Below are 22,025 nucleotides of genomic sequence, written 5' to 3'. Positions count from 1 at the left end.
TAGTTTTATCTCGGTTTGTCTGGCGCCCTCTTTTCAAGGAGTTATCGAGTGACTTCACGTTTACCTGTGATCGTTGGTTTTGGTGGCTATAACGCGGCTGGGCGCAGCTCCTTTCACCATGGTTTCCGCCGTACCGTAATCGAGTCGATGGACACGCCCGCGCGCCAGCAAACTCTCGCGGGCCTGGCGGTGATGATGAAGCTGGTCAAGGTGGTCGATGGCGGCTATCAGGATGATGCTGGCAATGCCCTGAGCCTGGACGAAATCGACGCCCGCTTCGCCGAGCAGATTCTCGCCTCGACCCTGGTACGACGCATCGAGAAGCAGCACCTGGATGTCGACGCCGCGCACTGGCAGAAGACCATCGATATCAGCGCCACCGCCGGCCAGCCGCTGAGCTTTATCACCCTGCGCAAGCACCTGCCCGAGCCGCTGCCATCCGACTGGACGGTGGACGAGCTGAACGCCAGCGAAGTACTGGTGACCCTGCACGACAACTGTGAATTCAAGGTCGACAGCTACCGCGCCCTGCCGGTGAAATCCGCAGGCCAGCTGCCCAGCGGCTTCGAGCCGAGCGAGCTGTACAACGCGCGCTTCCACCCGCGCGGCCTGGCCATGACCATCGCCGGCGTCACCGATGCGCTGCGCGCCACCGGTATCGACTGGCAGACCATCATGCAGCATGTGGCCCCGGACGAAGTCGCGGTGTTCTCCAGTTGCATCATGAGCCAGCTGGATGAAAACGGCTTCGGCGGCCTGATGCAGTCGCGCCTTAAGGGCGGCCGCGTCACCGCCAAGCAACTGGCCCTGGGCCTCAACACCATGTCGGCGGACTTTATCAACGCCTATGTGCTGGGCAGCGTTGGCACCACCGGCGCCATCACCGGCGCCTGCGCCACCTTCCTCTATAACCTGCAGAAGGGCATCGAACAGATTGCCAGTGGCAAAGCGCGGGTAGTGATAATCGGCAGCAGCGAAGCGCCAATCAATCAGGAATGCATCGAGGGTTACGGCGCCATGGGTGCGCTGGCCACCGAAGATGGCCTACGCCAGATCGAAGGCAAGACCGAGATGGCCCAGGAGCAGGTCGACTTCCGCCGCGCCAGCCGCCCATTTGGCGAGAACTGCGGCTTTACCCTGGCCGAAGCCTGCCAGTTCGTGGTGCTGATGGACGACGCTCTAGCCCTGGAACTGGGTGCAGATATCCATGGCGCGGTGCCGGATGTATTTATCAACGCCGATGGCTTCAAGAAGTCCATTTCCGCCCCTGGCCCCGGCAACTACCTGACCGTGGCCAAAGCCGTGGCCAGCGCCGTGCAACTGCTGGGCATCGACGCGGTGCGCGAGCGCAGCTTTGTGCATGCCCACGGCTCCAGCACCCCGGCCAACCGAGTGACTGAGTCGGAAATTCTCGACCGCATCGCCAGCGCCTTCGCCATCAAGCAGTGGCCAGTCACAGCAGTGAAGGCCTTTGTCGGCCACTCCCTGGCCACCGCCAGTGGTGACCAGGTGATCTCCGCCCTGGGCAGCTTCAAGTACGGCATCATCCCGGGGATCAAGACCATCGACGCGGTGGCCGAAGATGTGCACCAACAGCACCTCAGCTTCGCCACCGCCGACCGTACGCGCGCCCCCGAGCAGCTGGACCTGTGCTTTATCAACTCCAAGGGTTTTGGCGGCAACAACGCCAGCGCCCTGCTGCTGGCCCCGCATGTGGCCGAACGTATGCTGCGCAAGCGCCACGGCGAAGCGGCCTTTGCCGCCTACCTGCAGCGCCGCGAAGTCACGCGCGCTGCTGCTCAGGCCTACGACGCGCAGGCACTGTTGGGGGATCTGGGGATTATCTATAACTTTGGCAACGACCTGATCGACGACCAGCAGATCGAGATCAACTGCGAGCAGATCAAGGTGCCGGGCTTCGCCCAGCCGCTGCTGTTCAAGAAGGATGAGCGCTACGGCGATATGCTCGAGTAAGCCGAGCCACCGCCGAATACTCCGCGACGTAGCCCGGATGCAATCCGGGGCTTCTGTGGCTTTATCCCCGGATTACATCCGGGCTACGGGCTGCATATAGCGCCGCGATTTGTGGGAGGGGCTTTAGCAGCGATTGTGCCTGCCCACAACGCTAGACTCGTCGCTTAATCCAGCGCGCGGGCCAGCTGAATCAGCTCGGCGCGCCAGGCTGCTGCAGCCGGCAGCGCCAGAAAGTACGGATTAAGCAGCGACTCGCGCGCCTCATAGGTCAGCGCCTCGCCCTTGAGCGTCAGCACCTCGCCCCCCGCCCCTTCCAGCACGCCCTGCGCCGCCGCGGTGTCCCATTGCGAGGTCGGCGCCAAACGCGGGTAGCAATCAGCATTGCCCTCGGCCAGCAGGCAGAACTTCAGCGAGCTGCCGACACTGGCCAGTTGCAGATCACCAAAACGCTCACTCAACCCGGCCAGCAAGGCTTCCTGCGCCGGGCTGGAATGGCGTTTGCTGGCCACCAGAGTAAAGGCCTCCAGCGGAGCCAGACGCACGCTGATCGGCTCGGCCGCGCCAAACGCATCGGCGCGCCAGGCGCCCAGGCCGGTGCCGCCGTAATAACACAGACCCGTGGCCGGAATACCGACCACACCAAAGACCACGCGACCCTGTTCGATCAGCGCGACGTTAACGGTGAACTCTTCGCTGCCGGCGATAAATTCCTTGGTACCATCCAGCGGGTCGACCAGCCACCAGCGGCTCCACTGCCCACGCTCGCTCAGGGCAATATCCGCCGCCTCTTCGGAAAGCACCGGAATATCTGCGGCAAGGGCTAGCAGGCCATCGTTGAGGATATGGTGCGCGGCCATATCGGCGGCGGTCACCGGCGAGGCGTCGGCTTTTTCATTCACAGTCACATCGGCGCGCCAGTACGGCAGCGTCGCCGCGCCCGCCTGACGCACCAGCTCAATCACGGCAGGAATCAGCGGATGACTCATGGCTTGGCTCATACCTTGGCTCATGGTTTAAAGATCCCACGCTGAGTCAGCACATCGCGGGCCAAGTACAGCGCGGCCAGGGCGCGACCTTCGGTAAATTGCGGATGCTGGATCAGGCTCGACAGCTCGCGCAGGCTGGTCTTATCGACGCGCATCGGCTCCGGCTCATCGCCAGGCAGGCGTTCTTCATACAGCCCCGATGCCAGCACCACCTGAATCTTCTGGCTCATATAACCCGGCGACAGGCTTAGCTCGGCCAGCAGTTCCAGGTGCTGCGCGCCAAAGCCGGCTTCTTCCTTGAGCTCGCGGTTGGCCGCTTCCAGCACGTCTTCTCCCGGTTCGATCAGGCCCTTGGGCAGCGACAGCTGGTAGTCATCGGTGCCGCCGCAATACTCCTCGACCAGCAGCGCGTGCTCGTCATCGACCATCGCCACCACCATCACCGCGCCATAACCTGCGCCCTTGCCCACCAGTCGCTCATAGGTGCGTTCCACGCCGTTGCTGAAGCGCAGCTGCAGCTCCTCGACACGGAACAGGCGGCTGCTGGCGACGATTTCGCGAGCGAGTACGGTGGGTTTCTGACGCATGGGGCGGCTCCTGGGCAGGACATAGCGGGTTATCATAACGCGGCTTTTCCTATTATCTGCGTAGGAGATTGCGCGATCACGACGCCGATGGCGCAAATCGCGACGCCCTACGCATCAGCCCGAAGAACTGCGCATGCCCTCGTTGCCCTGGAACGCCATCGACACCGTCCTGCTGGATATGGACGGCACCCTGCTCGACCTGCACTTCGACAACCACTTCTGGTTGCAGCACCTGCCGCAGCGCTATGCCGAGCACCACGGCGTCAGCCGTGCGCTGGCCGAAGCCGAGCTGCTGCCGCTGTTTCGCGAACACGCAGGCACCCTCAACTGGTACTGCACGGACTTCTGGAGCCGCGAGCTCAACCTGTCGATTCGCGACCTCAAGCGCGAGGTGGCGCACCTGATCGCCCTGCGCCCGGACGCCGACACCTTTATCCAGGCCCTGCGCCAAGCTGGCAAGCAGGTGGTGCTGATCACCAACGCGCACCGCGACTCGCTGTCGCTGAAGCTGGAACGCATCGAACTGGCGCCCTATTTCGACCGGCTGATCAGCTCCCACGACTATGGCTTCCCCAAGGAAGACCAGCAGTTCTGGCACGCCCTGCAGCAGGACATCAGCTTCACGCCTGCGCGCAGCCTGTTTATCGACGACAGCCTGCCGATCCTGCGCAGCGCCGGCCGTTATGGCGTCGGCCACCTGCTCGCCGTGCGCCAGCCCGATAGCCAGGCGGCACCGAAGGACACCGAGGAGTTTGCTGCGGTGGAGGATTATCGGGAGTTGTTGCGCAACCTTGAGGGAAGCGACTGATAATTTGTGGGAGGGGCTTTAGCCGCGACTGTCGCCGCTGAAGCGGAGTGCCGCCCAGCCCCTCCCACAGGTGTCACCTACTCGGGAATACGCAGCACCTGGCCCGGATAGATCTTGTCCGGATGGCTGAGCATCGGTTTGTTGGCTTCGAAGATTTTCGGGTAGGCATTGGCGTTGCCGTATTCGGCCTTGGCAATCGCGCTCAGGGTGTCGCCCTTCTTCACTGTGACAAAGCGCGCTGCCGGGGCCGGCGTGGTCACGCTGATATGGTCCTCCACAGAAGCCACACCGGCGACGTTACCCAGGGCCAGAAGGATTTTCTCCTTCTCCTCCTGGCTCGCCACCTCACCGCGAGCGGTGACTTTATCGCCCTCGACACTGACCTGAATATTCGGGTTACCCAAGCCCACCTTGGCGACGTGCGCGGTCAGTGATTCGGCCGCTTGGGCCTCCTGGCCGACCAGTGATTCCCAGAGTTTCGTACCCGCTTCTTTAACAAAGGCAAACAGACTCATAAGGTTTCCTCTTATTCCTTGGAAAGTGGCCGGGCGACGCCGCCCGGAGCCAGAAGTCTAGACCCTGATTCGTGACAAAGGTGCCAGGCCCGGCGCTGTCGCTGGAGGCCGCGCCATAGGCCGTATTCAGCGCCTGGCCGCGCGCAACTGCCTGCTAGAATCGGCAGAATTCAGAGCGTTGAAGGATCATCATGGATATCAAACAGCTGAAGTTCCTGATCGCCCTGGATGAAACTCGCCACTTCGGCCAGGCCGCCGCGCGTTGCCATATCACCCAGCCGACCCTGTCGATGCGCCTGCGTCAGCTGGAAGATGAACTCGGCCTGGAGCTGGTGCGACGTGGCCAGCGTTTCGAGGGTTTCAGCGCCGAGGGCGAGCGCATTCTGGCCTGGGCGCGTAGCCTGATGGCCGCACATGACGGCCTGTATGCGGAAGCGGCCGCCTGCCGTGGCCAGCTGGTCGGCACCCTGCGCCTGGGCGTAGTGCCGCTGGCCGGCTTTGATCCGATGCGCCTGGTGCAGTTCTTTGCCGAGCAGCATGCCGGGCTGCGCTTTCAGCTGTTTGCCTTGAGCAGCGAAGAGATTCTCGAGCGCCTGGGACGCAATCAGCTCGACCTTGGCCTGTCCTATCTCGACCGCCTCAACCCTGAGCATTTCGACAGCCTGGAGCTGGCGGAAACGCGCATGGGCCTGCTGTATGACCGCCGGCATTTTCAGTTCACCCGCCCGGCCCTGCGCTGGGAGAGCCTGATCGATCTGCCGCTTGGTCTGCTCTCGGCCGGCATGCACTTTCGTCAGTCGATCGACCACAGCTTTCGCTCCCGTGGCCTGACGCCCAGCCCACGGTTGGAAACCGATGCCGTGCATCAACTGCTGCAAGCGGTCAGCGCCGGGCTGTGCTGCGCGATCATGCCCCTCAACGGTGGCCTCGCCGAGTTCACCGAACACTTAGCGTTAACGCCCATCGAGGACGCCCACACCCTCGCTCCGCTGGGCCTGATTCTGCGCCGCAGCGCGCCGCGCTCGGCCCTGGCCGAAGCCTGCTTTGCCGAAGCGCAGAAACTCTTGCCACCTCTAGCAGAGTGAAAGGCTTGCGCTTAACGCCTTGATAGAGCGCATCGATCACAAGATCAGTAACAGCGATTAGACGCACCCGGCACAGCGGCCTAGGCTGGCGCTATCACCTCGTCGCCGGGAAGCCTGTCCATGCCACGTCACGTCCCGTCTATCGCCCAAGATGCCGCCCCGGTACTGCTGCCAGCACCCACTTATAGCTATGTCGAACTGGCTGACGCACAGCAGGATGGCGCCGCCGCACTGGCCAGCGAAACCGCCCTGGCGATCAGCTACAACGGCATCAGCCACAGCGTGATGATGGTTTCGCCCAGTGATCTTGAAGACTTTATCTACGGTTTCAGCCTGAGTGCCGGCCTGATTGACAGCTTCGATGAGATCTACGACATCCGCCTGCAGCAGCATGCCAGCGCCATCAGCGCCGAGGTGCAGGTCAGCAACCGCGCATTCTGGGCGCTCAAGCAGCAGCACCGCACCCTGGCCGGCAACAGCGGTTGCGGTTTGTGTGGGGTCGAGGCTCTGGAGCAAGCCCTGCCACAGCTGCAAAGCCTCACGCCCAGTCCGCTACCTGCTGCCGCCCATCTGCAGGGCCTGCGTCAGCGCATTCAGACCGTACAGACCATGGCCCGCCATAGCGGCGCGGTACATGCCGCGCTGTTTGTTGATGGCCAGGGGCAGATCCGCCTGTGCCGCGAAGATATCGGCCGGCATAACGCCCTCGACAAGCTGCTCGGCGCCCTGCATCGCGAAGGGGAAAACCTGCGCCAGGGCTTTGCCGTGGTCACCAGCCGCTGCAGCCTGGAGCTGATCCACAAGGCCCTGCGCGCCGGCATCGGCACCCTGGTCAGCCTGTCTGCACCGACCACCCTCAGCGTGCAGTGGGCGCGCCAGCACAACCTCAACCTGATCCACCTGCCCCAGCAAAGCGCGCCACGGGTGTACAGCCCGGCCGCGCCCGGAGTCGCCCAGTCATGAGCCTGCAACCGATCAATCCACGCTATAAACCCTACGGCGGGCCGGCCGCCGGCTGGGGCGCACTGCGCAGCGTGACGCGCTTCTGGCTGGACAGTAAGCAGCCGTTCAAGAACCTGCGTGCCCTGCTCAAGACCAACCAGCACGGCGGCTTCGACTGCCCCGGCTGTGCCTGGGGCGATTCGCCGGAAGACGGGCGGATCAAGTTCTGCGAAAACGGCGCCAAGGCAGTCAACTGGGAAGCCACCAAACGCCGCGTGGATGCCGCCTTCTTCGCTCGCTACAGCGTCAGCCAGCTGCGTGAACAAAGCGATTACTGGCTCGAATACCAGGGCCGCCTGACCGAGCCAATGCGTTATGACGCCGCCAGCGATCACTACCGGTCGATCAGCTGGGAGGCCGCCTTCGCCCTGATCGCCGAGCATCTGCAGGCACTGGAAAGCCCCAATCAGGCCGAGTTCTACACCTCCGGCCGCGCCAGCAACGAGGCGGCCTACCTCTATCAACTGTTTGTCCGCGCCTTTGGCAGCAACAACTTTCCCGACTGCTCGAACATGTGCCACGAAGCCAGCGGCGTGGCCCTCGGGCAGAGCGTGGGCGTCGGCAAAGGCAGCGTAACCTTCGCCGATTTCGAGCACAGCGATGCGATCTTCGTGCTTGGGCAGAACCCCGGCACCAACCACCCGCGCATGCTCGAACCGCTGCGTGAGGCGGTTAAACGTGGGGCGCAGGTGGTGTGCTTCAACCCGCTAAAGGAGCGTGGCCTGGAGCGCTTTCAGCACCCGCAACATGCCCTGGAAATGCTTAGCAACGGCTCCGAGCCGCTGAACACCGCGTTCTTCCGCCCGGCTCTGGGCGGTGATTTAGCCGCTCTGCGCGGTATGGCCAAGTTCCTTCTGCAATGGCACCGCGAAGCGCTGGCCAAGGGCGAACCGGCAATCTTCGACCTGGCATTTATCGCCGAACACACGAACGGCGTGGATGATTATCTAGCGCTGCTGGATGCCAGCAGTTGGGATTCGCTGGTCGAGCAATCCGGCCTGAGCCTGGATGAGTTGCAGCACGCCGCTCTGCTCTACCGCCGCGCCGAACGGGTGATCATCTGCTGGGCCATGGGCATCACCCAGCACCACAACTCGGTGGCGACCATTCAGGAAATCGTCAACCTGCAACTGCTGCGCGGCAACCTCGGCCGCGCCGGTGCCGGCCTGTGCCCGGTGCGCGGCCACAGCAACGTGCAGGGCGACCGCACCATGGGCATCAATGAGCGCCCATCGGCAGCCTTTCTCGATGCGCTGGAGCAGCGCTTTAAATTCCAGGTGCCGCGCGCCCAGGGCCACAACACCGTCGAGGCGATCAACGCCATGCTCGATGGCCAGGCCAAGGTGTTTATCGGCCTGGGCGGCAACTTTGCCCAGGCCACTCCGGACAGCCCGCGCAGCCACGCCGCACTGAGCCGCTGCGCGCTGACCGTGCAGATCAGCACCAAGCTCAACCGTAGCCATCTGACCACCGGCAGCGATGCGCTGATTCTGCCGTGCCTGGGCCGTACCGATATTGACCACCAGGCCGACGGTCCGCAGGCGGTGACCGTGGAAGACTCATTCAGCATGATCCACGCTTCCTACGGCCAGCTCGAACCGCTGTCGCCGCAGATGCGTTCGGAGCCGGCGATCATCGCCGGTATCGCCAAGGCCGCCCTGGGTAACCACCCGGTCGACTGGGACGCGCTGATTGCCGATTACCGGCGCATCCGCGAGCTGATTGCCGAGACCATTCCCGGCTTCAGCGACTTCAACCAGCGCCTGCAACACCCCGGTGGTTTCTACCTGGGCAACGCCGCTGCCGAACGGCGCTGGCTCACTGCCAGCCACAAGGCCAACTTTAAGGCCAACCCGCTGCCCACCGATCTGCTACCGCCGCAAGTGCGCAGCACCGGGCAAACGCCGGACCTGATCCTGCAGACGCTGCGCTCCCACGATCAGTACAACACCACCATTTATGGCCTGGATGACCGCTACCGTGGGGTCAAGGGCCAACGCCAGGTGCTGTTCGTCAACGAAGCGGACATTCTGCGCCTGGGCTTTCAACCGGGGCAGCAGGTCGATATTCAGTCCATCTGGGATGACGGCATCGAGCGCAAGGTTGCTGGCTTTACCCTGCTGGCTTTCGACATTCCCGCTGGCCAGGCCGCCGCCTACTACCCGGAAGCCAACCCCCTGGTGCCATTGCAGAGTTTTGGTGCGGGCAGCTTTACCCCGACCTCGAAGTACGTGGCGATTCGCCTGCAGGCGCATCAGGCTAAAGCGCGCATCCTTTGATGCGTATCTGTGGCAACGATCACAATGGCGACCAGCGGCAGGGAATTTTTCGGCGAAACGCCCTCTAAGACTGTGTGTGGATCATTCGTCCTTTAAAAACAAAGGCCTAGGTTCGCACACCCATTTAGTCGAGAAGGTCTGCCGTATGCGTACATTATTTTCTGCGCTGCTATTCAGCGCCCTGGCCTCCCCCCTCGCCTTCGCCGGCGATACCGGCAAAGTCGCCATTGGTGGCGGTGTGGGTGGCGCCCTGGGCAATGTGATCGGTCAACAGGTCGGTGGCAGCACCGGCGCGGCGATTGGCGCGGGCCTGGGTGGCGCAGCCGGCGGCGTGATTACCGCACGCGACGGCAACAAGACCGAAGCCGCATTAGGCGGTGGCCTGGGCGCGGCGGGTGGCTCGGTACTGGGCAACAAGGTCGGCGGCAGCACCGGTTCGACCATCGGTGCCGGCCTGGGCGGTGCAGCCGGTGGCGCACTGGCCAATGAATACGCCGGCGGCAGCGAACGTGATCGCGGCCACGACAAAGGCAAGAAACACAAGAAGCATAAAAAGCACAAACATCACTAAGTGCCGAGTGCTGACAGCAAAAAGCCGCCTAACAGCGGCTTTTTGCGTATGGCACCCATCCTACTCAGCTATGTCGCTGGCTCCATCAGCAGCACCGTCAGCGCTGCGCGCAGATTCTCGGGAATGCTGACCGGGCGGTTGCTGTTGCGGTCGACGAAGACATGCACAAAGCGCCCGGCTGCACAGGCCTCGTCTTCATCCGCCTTGAACACTGCCAACTCATACTGCACCGAACTGTTGCCCAGCTTGCCGACACGCAGGCCGATCTCGATGCGTTCGGGGAAGGCGATAGAGGCGAAGTAATCGCAGCTGGAGCTGACCACAAAACCCACCACCTCACCGTTATGGATATCCAGGCCGCCAACCTCGATCAGGTAAGTGTTCACCGCGCTGTCGAAGAAGCTGTAGTAGGTGACGTTATTGACGTGGCCGTAGACATCGTTGTCATGCCAGCGCGTGGTGATTGGCTGAAAATGCCGGTAATCGCTGCGCAGGTGCTGGGGTTGGCTCATCGGGAGTCCTTGAGGTTAGCGAGGCGGCTTAATAGGCCACCTGGTAGATGGCCAGGGCATGGGCCTCGGTCATTTCCCGTGGGTTGTTCACCAGCAGGCGCTGTTGCTGCATGGCGTCGCGCGCCAGGGTCGGCAGCATGTCTTGCGGCACCCCGGCATCCCGCAGACGCGTCGGCAGGCCGCTGCGTACGCTGAAATCGGCCAGTGCGCCGATAAACTGCTCGGTCTGCTGCAACACGCTGCCCGCGCGCAGCTGATCACCCAGCACCAGCGGCGCCAACTCGGCATACAGCGGCGCCGCCGCATTGGCGTTAAAACCCAACACATGCGGCAAAACCAGAGCATTCGACAGGCCGTGGGGAATATGGAAATGCCCGCCCAGCGGATAGGCCAGCGCATGCACCGCCGCCACCGGCGCGTTGGCAAACGCCTGGCCGGCCAGGCAGGAACCCAGCAGCATGGCCTGACGCGCCTCGCGGTTGCCGCCGTTGTGCACCACTTCATCCAGATTGGCCGCCAGCAGGCGCAACGCTTCGCGGGCCAGCAGGTCGGAGAGCGGGTTCTTTTTCAGCGCGCTGGTGTAGGCCTCGATGGCATGCACCATGGCGTCGATACCGGTGGCGGCGGTGACTGCCGGCGGTAGGCCGAGGGTCAGCTCAGCATCGAGCAGCGCCAGGTCCGGCAGCAGCAGCGGCGAAACCACGCCCATCTTGGTGGTTTCGCCGGTGGTGATGATGGAAATCTGCGTGACTTCCGAACCGGTTCCTGCGGTGGTCGGCACCAGAATCAGCGGCAGGCGCTGGCCTCGGACATTGCCAACGCCGTAAATCTGCGCCAGTTCCTGACCGCACTCGGGATGGGCCAGCAACGCCACCAGCTTGGCCACATCCATCGAACTGCCGCCGCCGAAACCGACGATCAGCTGCGCCTTGAGTGCGCGGGCCTGTTCCACGGCCGCCAGCAGAATCGCCTCGGGCGGGTCGGCGACCACCTGATCGAATACCTCGACGGTCAGCTCCGTGCGGGCAAAACCTGGCAGCACATCCGCCAGCAGGCCGAGCTTGCTGATGCCTGGATCGGTGACGATCAGCACCCGTTGCGCGCCGCGCTCGCGGCACAGCTCGGCCAGACGCCGGGACGCACCAATCTCGCAAAGAATCTGCGCCGTGGTGGCAAAGCTAAAGGGCAGCATGGGGGTGATCCTCTTGTTGTAATTATTGGCTCGCGTAGTAGCGTGGATTGCACCCACGCTACGCGCTTCGGTCAGAAGGCGAAACTCGCCTCATCCATGGCCATCAGGCAGTCGGCACCGCCCAGCAGGGACTCGCGATGAGCGCTGGCCCGTGGCAACACCCGGCGCAGGTAGAAGTCGGCCGACTGCAGTTTGGCCTGGTAGAACGCGGCCTCGCCGCTACCAGCCTCCAGCGCATCCTGCGCCCGTGCCGCCGCCTGCAGCCAGAAGCCGGCCAACAGCACATAGGCCGAATACTGGAGAAAATCCACCGAAACCGCGCCGATCTCCTGCACATCGCGCTGGCTGGCGGCGATCACTTCGCTGCTTAGCTCGCGCCATTCGCCCAGACGCGCCTGCACCGTTTTAGCCAAGGCGGCCAACGCCGGACGGCCCGCCTGGGCATCGCACAGCTCGCTATATTCGGCCTGCAGCGCCGACAGTTCGGCACCGCCGTCGCCGAGCACCTTGCGGCGGATATAGTCCAGCGCCTGAATACCGTTGGTGCCTTCATACAGCTGGGTGATACGGCTGTCGCGCATCAGCTGCTCGATGCCCCACTCGCGGATAAAGCCGTGACCGCCATACACCTGCACGGCATGGCTGGCCACCTCCTGGCCCATATCGGTAAAGAAGGCTTTGACGATCGGGATCAGCAGCGCCGCACGCTTGCCAGCGGCCTTGCGTGCGCTTGCGTCCGGGTGACCGTGCTCCAAGTCGAGCTGGCGCGCGCAGTAGGCGGCGAGCATACGGCTGCCTTCGACCAGGCTCTTCTGCGTCAGCAGCATGCGCCGCACATCGGGGTGATGGATGATCGGATCGGCCGCCTTGCCCGGCTCCGCCGGCCCGCTCAGCGCGCGCGACTGCAAACGTTCACGGGCATAACGCAGCGCACCCTGAAAGGCCGCCTCGCCTATCCCTAAGCCCTGCAAACCGACCTGAAAGCGCGCGTCGTTCATCATGGTGAACATGCAGGCCAGGCCCCGGTTGGCTTCACCGATCAGCCAGCCGGTGGCGCCGTCGAAGTTCATCACGCAGGTGGACGCGCCCTTGATGCCCATCTTGTGCTCAATCGCGCCACAGGACAGCGCGTTGCGCTCGCCAGGCGTGCCGTCGGCAGTGGCGATAAATTTCGGCACCAGCAGCAGGCTGATGCCCGTCACCCCGGCCGGCGCATCCGGCAGACGGGCGAGCACCAAGTGGATGATGTTTTCCGACAGGTCCTGCTCGCCGCCACTGATAAAAATCTTGCTGCCGCTGACCTTGAAGCTGCCGTCGGCTTGCGGCTCGGCCTTGGTGCGCAGCAGGGCCAGGTCGGTACCGGCCTGGGGTTCGGTGAGACACATGGTGCCGGCCCATTGGCCACTGACCAGTTTGTGCAGGTAGGTGTCTTTCAGCGACTCGCTGCCGTGCTTGTACAGCGCCAGCACCGCGCCTTCGGTGAGCCCGGAATACACCCGGAACGACAGCGAAGCGCCCATCAGCATCTCGTGGAAGTTGCACGCAAGCATCTGCGGCAGCGCCTGGCCGCCGTATTCGCTCGGCCCGGTCATACTCGCCCAGCCGTTATCGACATATTGCTGATAGGCCTCGGCAAAGCCGTCCGGCGTGCTTACCTGGCCGTCATTCAGCTGACAACCCTGCTCGTCGCTGTGGCGATTAAGCGGCGCGACCACCTCGGCGGCGTAACGCGCGCCCTCTTCCAGCACGCCGTCGATCAGCTCGCGGTCAAGACCGTTGCCAAGCAGCTCGCAGTGGCCGCTGATATCGAACAGCTCGTGCAGCACAAAACGCATATCGCGCAGCGGGGCCTGATAACTCATACCCGGCCCTCCTGCACGTCGGCGAAGCGCTGGCCGTTGCTGGCAAGTTTTTCAATCAGGCGTGCCGGCAGCCAGTGCTCACCGAACGCCGCCTGCAGCGCCTTCAAGCGGTCATGAATCGCCGCCACACCCTGGCTATCCGCCCAGCTCATCGGCCCGCCTTTGTCGGCGGGGAAGCCGTAGCCGTTGAGGTAGACCAGATCGATGTCGTGACTATTGGCAGCGATATTCTCTTCGAGGATCTTCGCGCCCTCGTTGACCAGCGCCAGCAGGCAGCGTTCGAGAATCTCCGAAGGATCAATGTCGCGGCGCTTGAAGCCCAGCTGCTCGGACACCTGCAGCACCAGCGCATCCACTTCAGGGTCGTGCTCGGCCTGCCGACTGCCTTCGGCGTAGCGGTAATAGCCCATGCGCGCCTTCTGGCCAAAACGGCCGAGGCCGCACAGGCGATTGTCCACCTGTACCGCCGGATCATCCTGGCCCTTGCCGGCCAGCTCTCGGGCGCGCCATTCCAGGTCGATGCCAACCACGTCGTACATGCGGAACGGGCCCATGGCGAAACCAAAGCCCTGTAACGCGGCGTCGACCTGATGCGGATAAGCTCCTTCGAGCAGCAGCATGCGTGCCTCACGCACATAGGTATGCAGCATGCGGTTGCCGATAAAACCGTCGCAGTTACCGGCCACCACACTGACCTTACCGATGCGCTGGCCCAGGGCCACGGCCGCGTCCAGCACTGCTGGGGCAGTCTTGGCGCCACGGACGATTTCCAGCAGCTTCATGATGTGCGCCGGGCTGAAGAAGTGCAGACCGAGCACGTCCTGCGGGCGCGCCGTGACGGCGGCAATCGCATCGATATCCAGCGCCGAGGTGTTGCTGGCGAGAATCGCGCCTGGCTTCAAGGTGGCGTCGAGCGTGCGGAAGATCTGCTGCTTGAGTTCAAGGTTCTCGTACACCGCCTCGATCACCAGATCAGCGTCGGCCAGCGCCGCGTATTCGCCCACCGGGGTGACGCAGGCCATACGCGCGGCCGACTGCTCGGCGCTGATGCGCCCCAGCTTGAGGTTGTGGGCATTGGTCTCAGCCACCACGGTCATGGCCTGCTCGAGCATCTGCGGGTTGTTGTCCAGCCACAGCACCTGAATACCGGCGTTGGCCAGGCTCATGACGATACCCCGGCCCATGGTGCCCGCGCCGATCACGGCGGCCTGCTGAATGGTGAAAACGGAGTTGCTCATCGAGGATCCTCTGGCTGGAGAATAAATGGATATGTCGCTTGGATGTGATTCCCGTAGGAGCGGCCCATGGCCGCGAATCGCTGGCATGGCCCGCTCCTACAGGATGCAGGGCGTGCGTCATCCGGCACGGGTACCTGCTGTCGTATAGAAAATCGCCCACCACCATAAGCAAGGCGTTACTATTTTTGAAATTTAGTCTTGTGATAAGTCGTATTCAGCCAATGAATATCTCAACCTTCGACCTCAACCTGCTGCGCGTGTTCGATGCGCTGATGCGCGAGCAGAATGTCTCCCGCGCCGCCGAACGGCTGTCGCTCAGCCAGCCGGCGGTGAGCAACGCCCTCAATCGTCTGCGCGAACTGCTCGACGACCCGCTGCTGGTTCGGGTGGGCCGCAGCATGCAGCCGACGCCGCGCGCCCAGGCGCTGGAAACACCGATCCGCGCCGCCCTGCAGCAGATCGAGCAGAGCCTCAGCGCCGGGGAAGTGTTCGACCCGGCCAGCAGCCGCCAGCACTTCAGCATCGCCGTCACCGACTATGTCGAGCTGATCTGCATGCCGCGCCTGCTCAAGCAACTCAGCCAGCAGGCACCCGGTATGCGCATCGACATCCGCCACCTGAGCCCCAGCCTGCCGGCCGAGGCGCTGGACAAGGGCGAGCTGGATCTGGTGCTGGGGCGCTTCGAAGAAATCCCTGCGCGCTTTGCCCGCCAGCACTGGATGAGCGAAACCCTGCAACTGGCGCTGCGTCGCGATCATCCTCTGGTCAGCGGGCCCATGGACTTGCCGACCTTTCTGCAGCTGCGCCATCTCTGGGTGCATGGCGGCCAGACCCGCGGCATGGTCGACCAGTGGCTGGGCGAACAGGGCCTGTGCCGGGAGATTCTCTACACCACCCCCAACTACCTGCAGGCCGCGCATATCGTCGCCAGCAGCGAGCTGGCTGCGGTGCTGCCGACCCAACTGGCGCGCCACTTCGCCAGCCTGCTGCCGCTGCAACTGTTCGAACTGCCGTTCGCCCTGGGCCCGTTTCACCTGGAAATCGTCAGCCTGGCCCAGCGCCAGCGCGACCCGGCGCTGCACTGGCTGATCGCACAGATCCAGCAGATCGCCCAGCGCTGATCACCCGGCAGCCGGGCAAAGCCTTCCTATACTGACGGCTACTGTCGTGCAGTCTTGGGGAATCGATCATGCTGAAATCGGCGTTGGCACTGCTGTTGATGCTGCTGGGCACCCTGGCGCAAGCCCAAACGCTGGAGATCGTGCTACTCGACAACCAGGGCAAACCGCTCAGCGATGCGGTGCTGTGGATCGAGCCGGGGCCGACGCAAAGCCAACCCGCTACGGCACTGATGGACCAGCAGAAGCGCCAGTTCAGCCCCTATATCCTGCCAGTGCAGGTCGGCACCACGGTGAGCTTCCCCAACTCCGACCCGATCAACCACCACGTCTATTCCTTCTCCCCGGCCAAACGCTTCGAACTGCGCCTGCACCAACAGAAGGCCGCACCGCAGGAGATGCGCTTCGACCAGCCCGGCCTGGTCACCCTGGGCTGCAATATCCATGACTGGATGCTCGGTTTTATTCTGGTGCTCGACACCCCCTGGTTCGCCCAGACCGACAGCCAGGGCAAGACCCGCCTGCAATTCGATGCTGCCGCTGGGCAAACCCTGCAGCTCTGGCACCCGCGCATCGCCGACCCGCAGGAAGCCCTGAGCCGCGCCGTACCCAGCGACGGCGCACTGACCTGGCAGCTGACCGGCGCACTAAAACGCGACCCACGACCGAAAGCACCCGCCATGCGGCCACAGGGGAAAGGCGGCTACGTGCCTTGATTTCGGATCAACAGCGCCACGCGCGGCTCTGCTTGTTCTGGCTAAGGTTTGGCAGCCTGCTTGGCGTCCTTCACCGCGCGCGCATAAAGGGCGTGGAGTTGCGCCACTTCCTTATCACCAGGGGATTGCTTCTCCATCCGCACCAGCGTCTGCTGCAACAGATCAAACTCACGCAATTCGAAATACCCGGCCAACAGGTATAACTCCGGCGTTCGATCTGTCGCCGTTGCCGTTTCACGTAGCTGCGCATAATTCTTTTCCAGCGACGCCAGGGTGCCGCCACTCGGCATGCTGCGTAGCCGCACCATCCCGGCCTTGACCTGAGCATCCGGGGCAGGGGTCTTGGCCAGTTGCTTGACCAATAACTTCGGCAGCTGACGTACCTGAGGCTGTAATGCCGCACTCTGAGCAGTGATGCCGCTGCGATGCACCTGCAACTCGCCCGGCCCCTGCCAGACCTGCTCTTCGCCACTGTGGAAAAGCACCAGTTGCAGACTGGTTTTCTCCGGCAGAATCAGTCGATCGCCTTCATGTAGTTTGCTGAACACCTGCAGCGTCCTGCTATCCGTCTGCGTCGGCACATTCAAAGCAACCGTGCCGCTCAGGCCAGTGACCAAGCCGACCTCAAGCGCCAGCGCCAGGCCAGGTAGCCACAGCAAAGAACACAGTCCCAAGCGACACCACTGTCTAAGCATTTTCATGGTCTTCCTGATGTAGCCCGATGACCTCAAAGACGCGAATCGGTGCTTCGCGGCCCTTGACCCGAATCACCTCGCTGCGCCCGCATCGCACAAGCGTGCCTGCCTCAGCAATGCACTCTGCGCTGGCCAGAATGGCGCAGCCAAGTTCCTTGGTCATGCCTTCCAGGCGCGAAGCCAGGTTCACCGTATCGCCAATGGCGGTGAACTCCATGCGCACCGGTGAGCCGATATTGCCCAGCACCACCTCACCACTGTGTAACCCGATGCCTACGGCAAAAGCCGGCAGGTCTCGGCCGGGAAAACGCTGCTGCATCCAGCCGGCGAATTCCTCGGAGACTTTCTTCAAGGCTAGCGCAGCGCGAATGGCCCGTTGCGCGTGGTCGCCCAACGGTACCGGGGAGCCAAACTCGACCATCACCGCATCGCCAATAAATTTATCGATACTGCCGCCCTCGGCCAGCAAGGGCTCACAGGCGCGGGCGAAATAGGCATTGAGCATCTCCACCACCTCCTTGGCCGTGAGCCGCTCGCTGATACTGGTGAAGTTGCGGATATCGGAAAACAGCACGGTCACTCGCTGCGCCTGACCGCCCAACTCCGGCCGCTCACCAGAGCTGAGCAGGGCTTCGACCACCTGCTCCGAGACATAGCGGCCGAACATCTGCCGCAGGCGATTGCGTTCACGCTCTTCGCCAGTCAGACGCAGCCCCAGCACACCCAAAAAGCTCAGCGACAGAACCAGCCCCGCAGCACTCTGCGGCAATAACCAGCCCAGCCGGAACAACCACTGGCCCAGCACCAGCAACAGCGCCAGCCCCAGCAGCCAGGCCAGCAGGGTTGTCCACACCGGCAGGCGCAACACACAACACACCCCCAGCAAGCTCAGGGCCAGCAGGCCGAATACTTGCCAAACAGTTTCAGGGCTACGCAACTGGCGACCGTCGAGCAATGCCTGCAGCACATTGGCATGCACCTCAACCCCACTCATCAGCAGGCTGCGCCCGCCCAACCAATCGCTGCTGAACGGGGTGAAATGGGCATCGTTGAGCCCAGCGGCCGTGGCGCCGAGCAGCACCAGTTTGCCGCGCAAGGCCTGTACTTCGGGATCATTCAGGGCGTCGTCCGCCAACAGCTGGTGCAGAGGCAGGCTGTGGAAGGTACCAGGCGGCCCCAGGTAAGGGATGACCGCTGCCGGCTGATCCAGCTGTATGGCGCGTCCGCCCAATTGCCAAGCGGTGCCACGCACATCCTGCCCCGCTGCGCGTACCGCCAGCAGCGCCGGCAGGCTCAGGTGCGGCAATTCATCCTGCAACTGCGCCCGCTGCGCCGCATCCACTGGAGCCAGACGAAAGCGCCGCACCAGACCATCGCCTTCGACCAGCAGATCAGCCAGACCAACATGCGCCTGCAGGTCATAATCAGGCAGCGCCAACAGATAATCCGGGCTCGGCAGCAGGTAGTCGCTCACCGCCGCCCCGCTGCCGGAACGACTGGCCACCAGCAGCAATTGACCGCTGGCCAGCTGCTCGCGGAAGGCCCGATCATAGTCCCTGGCACCCGGAAACTGACCATTACCCAGCGTGCTCAGCCAGCGTTCGGGGCTGATGCTGTAGAGCATATCCAGCCCCACCAGCGGCACCCCGACCTGGCGCAAACGCTCGACCGCCACGGCGAGCCGGTCGGTCCAGAACAGCATAGGGTCGTCCGGGTAACGAGCCAGGCTGTCTTCGTCGATGGCCACGATGGCGACCTGCTGCGGTGCATCACGCTGCCCCTGCAGCTGAAATTGCAGATCCAGCAAGCGCCGTTCGCTGCCGTCGAGCAGGCCGGCGCGCACCAGCCATTCGACCAGCGCGACGCTGAGCAACACCAGCGCCAGCAGCTTCAAGGGCATGCGCCATGCCCGCGCTATTTGCATCCACGCCCCCTTGTGCATACCAGGTGCTGCGCCCGCCCGAGGTTTTTCTATACTCGAAGCATTTCGCCATCGGCGAGCCGACTATCCACAAGCCCGATTATCCACAAGCATAGGCACATGCCATGACCCTGCGCGGCAAGATTCTCGGCTTCTTTCTGCTGTTGTTGCTGGCGGTCATGGTGCTGCTGTTGGCGCTGGTCTATCGCTCCACGTATCAGCACACCCTGAGCCAGGTGGCGGGGCAGCTGAACTTTGCCCACGCGGTGTTGAGCAACGAGCTGCAGAGCCGCCGTCAGGCGCAAAGCGCCATGGCCGATCTGATCGCCAAGGATTTCACCCTACTCGGCGAAATCGCCGACCTGATCGCCAGTCCGCAGCAGGAGGCGCAGTCGCTGTCTGCCGCGCTGGAATCCTTCGCCTCGCGCAGCCAGGCCAGCTTTGCCCTGGTCAGCGCGCCCGAAGGGCTGATTCTGGCCGGCACCAGCGGCGAGCTGCTGCCCGGTGCGCCACTGCCGTGGGATGACCTGCTGGATGCAGACGACCCGCAAAGCGCCGACCGCCTGGTGGTATTTGGCGAGCGGGTGCTGCATATCAATGCCACGCCGATCTTCGCGCCACGACCCAACCTGATGGGCTGGCTGCTGATGGCTTTCGAACTGGACGATCAGGCCACCGCACATTTGGCCCGACTCAGCGGCGCCGATGTCGCCCTGCTCGATGGCAGTCCTGGCCAATACCGGGTGCTCGCCAGCAACCTGCAAGCGCTGCCACGGGCCGAGCTGGCCGGCCAGTTGCTGCCAAATGCCGCTGGGGTATTTCGCTTCGAATTACAGGGGTTGGAACAGGTGGCACTGCGTGCGCCACTGATCGGCACCAGCAGCGAATTGCAGGTGCTGCTGATGCGCTCGCTGTCCGCCGAATTGGCCGATTACCAGCCGCTGCAATGGCAACTGGCAGCCATCTTCGCCATCGCTCTGCTGTTGGCCGGCCTCGGCGCGCTGTGGATCGCCAATACCGTCAGTCGCCCGCTCAGTCAGATGGTCGATAACGTGCGGCGTATCGCCAGCGGCGACTATCAAGTGCCGATGTCCACACAGGCCAGCGGCGAAGTCGGCTTGCTCGCCCGCGAGTTCGTCGCCATGCAACAAGGTATTGCCGAGCGCGAAACCACCATCAGCTTTCTCGCTTACCGCGACCCGCTGACCGAACTGGCCAACCGCAACCGTTTTGTCGCCGAGCTGCAACAAGCTTTGGCGCACTGCGCACCGGGTGAAGGCGTAGCAGTGCTGCTGATGGACCTGGACAACTTCAAGGACCTTAACGACACCCTCGGCCATGACGCCGGTGACCACTTGCTCTGCCAGCTCGCCGCCCGCCTGCAGGCTCTACTACGCCCGGACGAGCAGCTGGCACGCCTCGGCGGTGACGAGTTTGCCCTGCTGATCAGCCCCTGCCAGCCGGGGTGGCTGATCCCCGCCGCCGAGCATTACCGCGCCGCCCTGCACGAGCCATTCGCCGTGCGTGGCATCAGCATGACCCTCAATGCCACGGTGGGTATCGCCCTGTATCCGGATCACGGTGAAAGCGCCGGCAGCCTGCTGCAGCATGCCGAAGTGGCGATGTACCTGGGCAAGCAACAGCGCTCGCCCTACGCCCTCTACCGCCCGGAGCTGGACCGCCACAGTCTGCTGCGCCTGGCGCTGATGAGCGAGCTAAAAGGCGCGGTGGAAGGCGGCCAGCTCAGCCTGTACTTCCAGCCAAAACTGAATATTCGCGCGCGCAGCCTGTATGGCGTGGAGTGCCTGGTGCGCTGGATTCACCCGGTGCACGGGTTTATTCCGCCGGACGAATTTATTCCCCTGGCCGAGCAGACCGGCAACGTCTGCGCCCTGACCCGCTGGGTGGTGCGTACCGCCGTGGCGCAGAGCCGCGCCTGGCATGAGCAGGGCCTGGACCTGAAGACCGCGATCAACATCTCGGCACTGGACCTGGCTGACCCTGGCTTTGCCGGTTTTATCGCCGCGCAGCTGGGTGAGCATGGCGTCGCGCCGGGTAGTTTGATCGTGGAAATCACCGAGAGCGCGGTGATGGCCGACCCGGAGCTGGCCATGGGGCAATTGCAGCAGCTGTGCGAACTGGGCGTGCAGCTGTCGATCGACGACTACGGCACCGGCTATTCGAGCATGGCCCAGCTCAAGCGCCTGCCGGTGCATGAGCTGAAGATCGACAAGTCCTTCGTCCTCGACCTGCTGAGCAACCCTGATGACGACATCATCGTCCGCTCGACCATCGAACTGGGGCACAACATGGGCTTGAAAATCGTTGCCGAAGGGGTGGAAACCGAGGCCATTCTCGAACGCCTGGACCAGCTCGGCTGCGATATCGCCCAAGGCTACCTGCTCAGCAAACCGCTACCACCGGCGGCGTTTGCCGACTGGCTGGCCGCGACCCAATGGCAACTACCCCGCCATACGGGCTAATCCAGGCCAGAAAAAAGGCCGCTGCCGATCATTCGATCAGCAGCGGCCCGGGAAAACGGTGTCTTGAAACAAAGAGCCTGTTAAGAGGCTCGCGAGCTAGAGTCATGCAAGGCGAAAACAGGCGAGGAAGCGGAGTTTACGAGTTGTAAATGAGCATTCCGAGCCTGTTTTCAACGCCGCAGGACCGACGCGCAGCAGGCTCTTAAAACGCGTTATCGCCAATCAACATCCCGTGCATAACCATATAGGTCTTGCGCCCGGACTGCAGGGTCAGCGGGCTGCGCTCGGCAATTACCCAGCCTTTGGCCAGCAGTTTGTCGATATGCGCCCGCAGCTCTGGCAGGTAGCGTTGCTCTTGCTGAAGCGATTCCATTCTGCTCATCCTCTAGAGGACTCCTTTGTGACAGCAGCCAGGTATACCGGCCCGTTCATCCGTGAAAGCTGTCACAAAAGCATAGTGGCCCTGTGCCTGCTTCTAAAG

At 63.3% G+C, this 22,025-nt stretch carries 19 protein-coding genes; 9 read left to right on the top strand and 10 right to left on the bottom strand.

The window, feature by feature from the left end; all coding sequences use genetic code 11:
- Positions 1–48 precede the first annotated feature (48 nt).
- Positions 49–1,974, top strand: coding sequence for a beta-ketoacyl synthase (locus tag Q8O69_RS00875; RefSeq protein ID WP_305589012.1), 1,926 nt, complete (start codon positions 49–51; stop codon positions 1,972–1,974).
- Positions 1,975–2,138: 164 nt separating this feature from the next.
- Here the strand turns inward: Q8O69_RS00875 and cysQ are convergent, their stop codons facing one another.
- Both cysQ and nudE read right to left on the bottom strand, forming a co-directional pair.
- The gene (cysQ, locus tag Q8O69_RS00870; RefSeq protein WP_305589114.1) at positions 2,139–2,960 is read right to left on the bottom strand and encodes a 3'(2'),5'-bisphosphate nucleotidase CysQ; all 822 of its coding nucleotides are present in this window, start codon (positions 2,958–2,960) and stop codon (positions 2,139–2,141) included.
- A gap of 20 nt (positions 2,961–2,980) precedes the next feature.
- Positions 2,981–3,547: an ADP compounds hydrolase NudE gene (gene nudE / locus Q8O69_RS00865; protein ID WP_305589010.1), complete on the bottom strand. Its 567-nt coding sequence runs from the start codon at positions 3,545–3,547 to the stop codon at positions 2,981–2,983.
- 133 nt (positions 3,548–3,680) lie between these two features.
- Here nudE and yrfG point away from each other — a divergent pair, with 133 nt between their 5' ends.
- Positions 3,681–4,355, top strand: coding sequence for a GMP/IMP nucleotidase (gene yrfG, locus Q8O69_RS00860; RefSeq protein ID WP_305589009.1), 675 nt, complete (start codon positions 3,681–3,683; stop codon positions 4,353–4,355).
- A gap of 77 nt (positions 4,356–4,432) precedes the next feature.
- On the opposite strand, the gene lysM is transcribed toward yrfG, so the two are convergent.
- Positions 4,433–4,870: a peptidoglycan-binding protein LysM gene (lysM, locus tag Q8O69_RS00855; protein WP_305589008.1), complete on the bottom strand. Its 438-nt coding sequence runs from the start codon at positions 4,868–4,870 to the stop codon at positions 4,433–4,435.
- A gap of 191 nt (positions 4,871–5,061) precedes the next feature.
- On the opposite strand from lysM, the gene Q8O69_RS00850 reads away from it, so the two are divergent.
- From Q8O69_RS00850 to Q8O69_RS00835, 4 genes are all read left to right on the top strand, one after another.
- On the top strand, positions 5,062–5,955 hold the full coding sequence (locus Q8O69_RS00850; RefSeq protein WP_305589007.1) for a LysR family transcriptional regulator: 894 nt from the start codon (positions 5,062–5,064) through the stop codon (positions 5,953–5,955).
- A gap of 120 nt (positions 5,956–6,075) precedes the next feature.
- Positions 6,076–6,918, top strand: a complete 843-nt coding sequence (gene fdhD / locus Q8O69_RS00845) for a formate dehydrogenase accessory sulfurtransferase FdhD (protein WP_305589006.1) — start codon at positions 6,076–6,078, stop codon at positions 6,916–6,918.
- Complete coding sequence (locus Q8O69_RS00840) at positions 6,915–9,236, top strand: FdhF/YdeP family oxidoreductase (protein WP_305589005.1); 2,322 nt, start codon at positions 6,915–6,917, stop codon at positions 9,234–9,236. Before fdhD ends, Q8O69_RS00840 begins: the two co-directional genes overlap by 4 nt.
- 145 nt (positions 9,237–9,381) lie before the next feature.
- A complete protein-coding gene (locus Q8O69_RS00835; RefSeq protein ID WP_305589004.1) occupies positions 9,382–9,807 on the top strand; it encodes a glycine zipper domain-containing protein in 426 nt (141 codons plus the stop codon).
- Positions 9,808–9,875: 68 nt separating this feature from the next.
- Here Q8O69_RS00835 and Q8O69_RS00830 read toward each other — a convergent pair whose 3' ends face one another.
- The 4 genes from Q8O69_RS00830 to Q8O69_RS00815 form a co-directional block, all read right to left on the bottom strand.
- Positions 9,876–10,319, bottom strand: a complete 444-nt coding sequence (locus Q8O69_RS00830; protein WP_305589003.1) for a thioesterase family protein — start codon at positions 10,317–10,319, stop codon at positions 9,876–9,878.
- Positions 10,320–10,347: 28 nt separating this feature from the next.
- On the bottom strand, positions 10,348–11,511 hold the full coding sequence (locus tag Q8O69_RS00825; RefSeq protein WP_305589002.1) for an iron-containing alcohol dehydrogenase: 1,164 nt from the start codon (positions 11,509–11,511) through the stop codon (positions 10,348–10,350).
- 71 nt (positions 11,512–11,582) lie between these two features.
- Entirely contained in the window at positions 11,583–13,373 is a 1,791-nt protein-coding gene (locus Q8O69_RS00820; protein WP_305589001.1) for an acyl-CoA dehydrogenase C-terminal domain-containing protein, read from the bottom strand.
- Positions 13,370–14,611 carry a 3-hydroxyacyl-CoA dehydrogenase gene (locus tag Q8O69_RS00815; protein ID WP_305589000.1) on the bottom strand — a complete coding sequence of 414 codons (1,242 nt, stop codon included), beginning with the start codon at positions 14,609–14,611 and terminating at the stop codon, positions 13,370–13,372. The genes Q8O69_RS00820 and Q8O69_RS00815 overlap by 4 nt, the downstream gene beginning before the upstream one ends.
- A 221-nt stretch (positions 14,612–14,832) precedes the next feature.
- Between Q8O69_RS00815 and Q8O69_RS00810 the strand changes: the two genes are divergently transcribed.
- Together Q8O69_RS00810 and Q8O69_RS00805 are read left to right on the top strand one after the other, a co-directional pair.
- The gene (locus tag Q8O69_RS00810) at positions 14,833–15,732 is read left to right on the top strand and encodes a LysR family transcriptional regulator (RefSeq protein ID WP_305588999.1); all 900 of its coding nucleotides are present in this window, start codon (positions 14,833–14,835) and stop codon (positions 15,730–15,732) included.
- 68 nt (positions 15,733–15,800) lie between these two features.
- Positions 15,801–16,445 (top strand): methylamine utilization protein, encoded by a 645-nt coding sequence (locus Q8O69_RS00805; RefSeq protein WP_305588998.1) that lies wholly within the window; start codon positions 15,801–15,803, stop codon positions 16,443–16,445.
- 41 nt (positions 16,446–16,486) lie between these two features.
- Here Q8O69_RS00805 and Q8O69_RS00800 read toward each other — a convergent pair whose 3' ends face one another.
- Both Q8O69_RS00800 and Q8O69_RS00795 read right to left on the bottom strand, forming a co-directional pair.
- Positions 16,487–17,146 (bottom strand): hypothetical protein, encoded by a 660-nt coding sequence (locus Q8O69_RS00800; protein WP_305588997.1) that lies wholly within the window; start codon positions 17,144–17,146, stop codon positions 16,487–16,489.
- Positions 17,133–19,040, bottom strand: coding sequence for an adenylate/guanylate cyclase domain-containing protein (locus Q8O69_RS00795; protein WP_305588996.1), 1,908 nt, complete (start codon positions 19,038–19,040; stop codon positions 17,133–17,135). The genes Q8O69_RS00800 and Q8O69_RS00795 overlap by 14 nt, the downstream gene beginning before the upstream one ends.
- A 146-nt stretch (positions 19,041–19,186) precedes the next feature.
- Here Q8O69_RS00795 and Q8O69_RS00790 point away from each other — a divergent pair, with 146 nt between their 5' ends.
- A complete protein-coding gene (locus tag Q8O69_RS00790; RefSeq protein WP_305588995.1) occupies positions 19,187–21,544 on the top strand; it encodes a bifunctional diguanylate cyclase/phosphodiesterase in 2,358 nt (785 codons plus the stop codon).
- Positions 21,545–21,746: 202 nt separating this feature from the next.
- Here the strand turns inward: Q8O69_RS00790 and Q8O69_RS00785 are convergent, their stop codons facing one another.
- The gene (locus tag Q8O69_RS00785; protein ID WP_178124327.1) at positions 21,747–21,917 is read right to left on the bottom strand and encodes a hypothetical protein; all 171 of its coding nucleotides are present in this window, start codon (positions 21,915–21,917) and stop codon (positions 21,747–21,749) included.
- Between the last annotated feature and the right edge of the window lie 108 nt (positions 21,918–22,025).

This window comes from Pseudomonas sp. (assembly GCF_030690725.1).
Taxonomy (GTDB): domain Bacteria; phylum Pseudomonadota; class Gammaproteobacteria; order Pseudomonadales; family Pseudomonadaceae; genus Aquipseudomonas.
This window is presented reverse-complemented; position numbering and strand designations above follow the sequence as displayed.

Bases quoted from the DNA above. Each gene is read 5' to 3' on its own strand.
- Q8O69_RS00820 (WP_305589001.1), bottom strand. From the start codon at position 13,373: ATGAGTTATCAGGCCCCGCTGCGCGATATGCGTTTTGTGCTGCACGAG.
- Q8O69_RS00825 (WP_305589002.1), bottom strand. From the start codon at position 11,511: ATGCTGCCCTTTAGCTTTGCCACCACGGCGCAGATTCTTTGCGAGATT.
- Q8O69_RS00830 (WP_305589003.1), bottom strand. From the start codon at position 10,319: ATGAGCCAACCCCAGCACCTGCGCAGCGATTACCGGCATTTTCAGCCA.
- Q8O69_RS00835 (WP_305589004.1), top strand. From the start codon at position 9,382: ATGCGTACATTATTTTCTGCGCTGCTATTCAGCGCCCTGGCCTCCCCC.
- Q8O69_RS00790 (WP_305588995.1), top strand. From the start codon at position 19,187: ATGACCCTGCGCGGCAAGATTCTCGGCTTCTTTCTGCTGTTGTTGCTG.
- Q8O69_RS00815 (WP_305589000.1), bottom strand. From the start codon at position 14,611: ATGAGCAACTCCGTTTTCACCATTCAGCAGGCCGCCGTGATCGGCGCG.
- Q8O69_RS00785 (WP_178124327.1), bottom strand. From the start codon at position 21,917: ATGGAATCGCTTCAGCAAGAGCAACGCTACCTGCCAGAGCTGCGGGCG.
- Q8O69_RS00800 (WP_305588997.1), bottom strand. From the start codon at position 17,146: ATGAAAATGCTTAGACAGTGGTGTCGCTTGGGACTGTGTTCTTTGCTG.
- Q8O69_RS00840 (WP_305589005.1), top strand. From the start codon at position 6,915: ATGAGCCTGCAACCGATCAATCCACGCTATAAACCCTACGGCGGGCCG.
- Q8O69_RS00805 (WP_305588998.1), top strand. From the start codon at position 15,801: ATGCTGAAATCGGCGTTGGCACTGCTGTTGATGCTGCTGGGCACCCTG.
- yrfG (WP_305589009.1), top strand. From the start codon at position 3,681: ATGCCCTCGTTGCCCTGGAACGCCATCGACACCGTCCTGCTGGATATG.
- lysM (WP_305589008.1), bottom strand. From the start codon at position 4,870: ATGAGTCTGTTTGCCTTTGTTAAAGAAGCGGGTACGAAACTCTGGGAA.
- Q8O69_RS00810 (WP_305588999.1), top strand. From the start codon at position 14,833: ATGAATATCTCAACCTTCGACCTCAACCTGCTGCGCGTGTTCGATGCG.
- Q8O69_RS00850 (WP_305589007.1), top strand. From the start codon at position 5,062: ATGGATATCAAACAGCTGAAGTTCCTGATCGCCCTGGATGAAACTCGC.
- cysQ (WP_305589114.1), bottom strand. From the start codon at position 2,960: ATGAGTCATCCGCTGATTCCTGCCGTGATTGAGCTGGTGCGTCAGGCG.
- nudE (WP_305589010.1), bottom strand. From the start codon at position 3,547: ATGCGTCAGAAACCCACCGTACTCGCTCGCGAAATCGTCGCCAGCAGC.
- Q8O69_RS00795 (WP_305588996.1), bottom strand. From the start codon at position 19,040: ATGCCCTTGAAGCTGCTGGCGCTGGTGTTGCTCAGCGTCGCGCTGGTC.
- fdhD (WP_305589006.1), top strand. From the start codon at position 6,076: ATGCCACGTCACGTCCCGTCTATCGCCCAAGATGCCGCCCCGGTACTG.